The sequence below is a fragment of the Arthrobacter sp. Dra40 genome, assembly GCF_059091905.1.
Window position 1 is genome coordinate 1 of sequence record NZ_JBNHHB010000403.1, and the last position, 2,690, is coordinate 2,690.

The window sequence follows — 2,690 nt, forward strand, 5'->3', positions numbered from 1 at the left end:
ACCATCAACGCCGACGACGTCCGCAATGCGCTGAACGAGTTCGCGGCGTCCTATGAACCCGGAAGCGCCGAGCGGGTCGAAGTCGGCCACGTGACCACCGCCAGTGATGGCATCGCCCGTGTCGAGGGTCTTCCCTCGGCCATGGCGAACGAACTGCTGCGTTTCGAGAACGGCGTCCTGGGTCTGGCCCAGAACCTCGACACCCGCGAAATCGGCGTGGTGATCCTCGGCGAATTCACCGGCATCGAAGAAGGCATGGAAGTTCACCGTACCGGTGAGATTCTGTCCGTACCGGTTGGCGACGCCTTCCTGGGCCGCGTTGTCGATCCGCTGGGCCTCCCGATCGACGACAAGGGCCCGATCGAGTCGACCGAGCGCCGCGCACTGGAGCTGCAGGCCCCTGGCGTCACCCAGCGCAAGTCCGTGCACGAGCCGCTGCAGACCGGCATGAAGGCCATCGACGCGATGATCCCGATCGGCCGCGGCCAGCGCCAGCTGATCATCGGCGACCGCCAGACCGGCAAGACCGCCATCGCCGTCGACGCCATCCTGAACCAGAAGGCCAACTGGGAGTCCGGCGACGTCAACCGGCAGGTCCGCTGCATCTACGTGGCGATCGGCCAGAAGGCATCGACCATCGCTGCCGTCCGCCAGACCCTGGAGGACAAGGGCGCGCTGGAGTACACCACCATCGTGGCGTCTCCTGCCTCCGATCCCGCCGGTTTCAAGTACTTGGCGCCCTACGCCGGTTCGGCCATTGGCCAGCACTGGATGTACGACGGCAAGCACGTCCTCATCATCTTTGATGACCTCTCCAAGCAGGCTGAAGCCTACCGCGCCGTGTCGCTGCTGCTGCGCCGCCCGCCGGGACGCGAAGCCTACCCGGGCGATGTGTTCTACCTGCACTCCCGCCTGCTGGAGCGTTGTGCCAAGCTCTCCGACGAGCTGGGCGCGGGTTCGATGACCGGCCTGCCGATCATCGAGACCAAGGCGAACGACGTCTCGGCCTACATCCCGACCAACGTCATCTCGATCACGGACGGCCAGATCTTCCTGCAGTCCGACCTGTTCAACGCCAACCAGCGTCCTGCTGTTGACGTTGGTGTGTCCGTCTCCCGCGTGGGTGGCGCAGCCCAGGTCAAGGCGATGAAGAAGGTCTCCGGCACGCTGAAGCTGGACCTGGCACAGTACCGCGACATGCAGGCATTCGCCATGTTCGCCTCGGACCTCGACGCTGCATCACGCCAGCAGTTGACCCGTGGTGCACGCCTGATGGAGCTGCTCAAGCAGGGCCAGTACACGCCGTACCCGGTGGAGGACCAGGTTGTGTCCATCTGGGCCGGCACCAACGGCTACCTGGACGATGTTCCGGTCGAGGATGTCACTCGATTCGAGACCGATTTCCTCTCGCACCTCAGGCACCGCAGCTCGGTCCTGACGACGATCGCGCAGACAAATCTGCTCGAGGATTCCACGGTGGACGAGTTGAAGTCGCAGATCGCTGACTTCAAGCAGGGCTTCTTCGGGGAGGGCGACAACCGTTTGGTCGGCGCCGGCCGCGAAGAATACGACCCCCTGGCTGAAGACGAAGTCGCCCAGGAACAGATCGTCAGGCAGAAACGCTAATTCATCTTCGTTGACCGGGCGGAACCCATTCGCGGTTCCGCCCGGCCGCCGAGGACGAGGAAAGGAAGAGTATGGGAGCCCAGATTCGGGTCTACCGCCAGAAGATCGCATCGACTTCGTCGCTGCGGAAGATCTTCAAGGCGATGGAGCTGATCGCCGCCTCACGCATTGGCAAGGCCCGCACCCGTGTGGCGGCCTCGTTGCCGTACGCCAATGCGATCACCCGTGCCGTTTCTGCTGTGGCCTCGCAGTCCGAGATCGACCATCCGCTGACCACCGAGCCGGAGCAGATCCGCAGGGCCGCCGTGCTCGTGCTGACCTCCGACCGCGGTCTGGCAGGGTCGTACTCCGCGTCGGTGCTGAAGCAGGCCCAGTCCCTGACCGAGCTGCTGCATGAAGAAGGCAAGGAAGTCCGCCACTATCTGGTCGGCCGCAAGGCGCAGGCCTACTTCGACTTCCGGAACATTGCGTACCAGGAGGTCTGGACGGGTGGAACGGACGCTCCGGAGTTCGCGACCGCCCGTGAGATCGGCGAGGCACTGCTCTCCGACTTCAACACGGCGTTCGAGGACGGTGGCGTAGACGAGCTCCATATTGTCTACACCCGCTTCAAGTCCATGGTTACCCAGGAGCCTGCGGTCATCCGCCTGCTGCCGCTGGAGGTCGTGGAAGAAGAGGCCACCGCAGAGACCGATTTGCTGCCGCTGTACGAGTACGAGCCGGAACCCGAGCAGGTTCTGGATGCGCTGCTGCCGCGTTACATCGAAGCGCGCATCTTTGCCGCGTTGCTCCAGGCTGCTGCCAGCGAGCTGGCAGCACGGCAGCGTGCGATGAAGTCTGCCAGCGACAACGCTACGGACCTGATCGAAAAGTACACCCGTCTGCGCAACAACGCGCGCCAGGCAGAGATTACGCAGGAGCTCACCGAGATTGTCGGTGGCGCGGACGCCCTGGCAGCGTCCTGATTAGTCCCTGCAGCAACAGCACACATAAACCACGCCATCGAAACTGAGAAGTGAGAAAGATGACTGCCCAAACCATCGAGCACGGAACCGGTTCCGTCG

Annotated in this window: 2 protein-coding genes; both read left to right on the forward strand. The window is 63.8% G+C overall.

The genetic code is table 11. From position 1 onward, the window contains the following. The coding region (gene atpA / locus AC5RWT_RS36475; protein ID WP_494084473.1) for a F0F1 ATP synthase subunit alpha at positions 1 to 1,626 on the forward strand (1,626 nt) is incomplete at its 5' end. Between the two features lie 71 nt (positions 1,627 to 1,697). Next, a complete protein-coding gene (locus AC5RWT_RS36480; RefSeq protein ID WP_493966158.1) occupies positions 1,698 to 2,591 on the forward strand; it encodes a F0F1 ATP synthase subunit gamma in 894 nt (297 codons plus the stop codon). Positions 2,592 to 2,690 lie beyond the last annotated feature (99 nt).

Bases quoted from the DNA above. Each gene is read 5' to 3' on its own strand.
- AC5RWT_RS36480 (WP_493966158.1), top strand. From the start codon at position 1,698: ATGGGAGCCCAGATTCGGGTCTACCGCCAGAAGATCGCATCGACTTCG.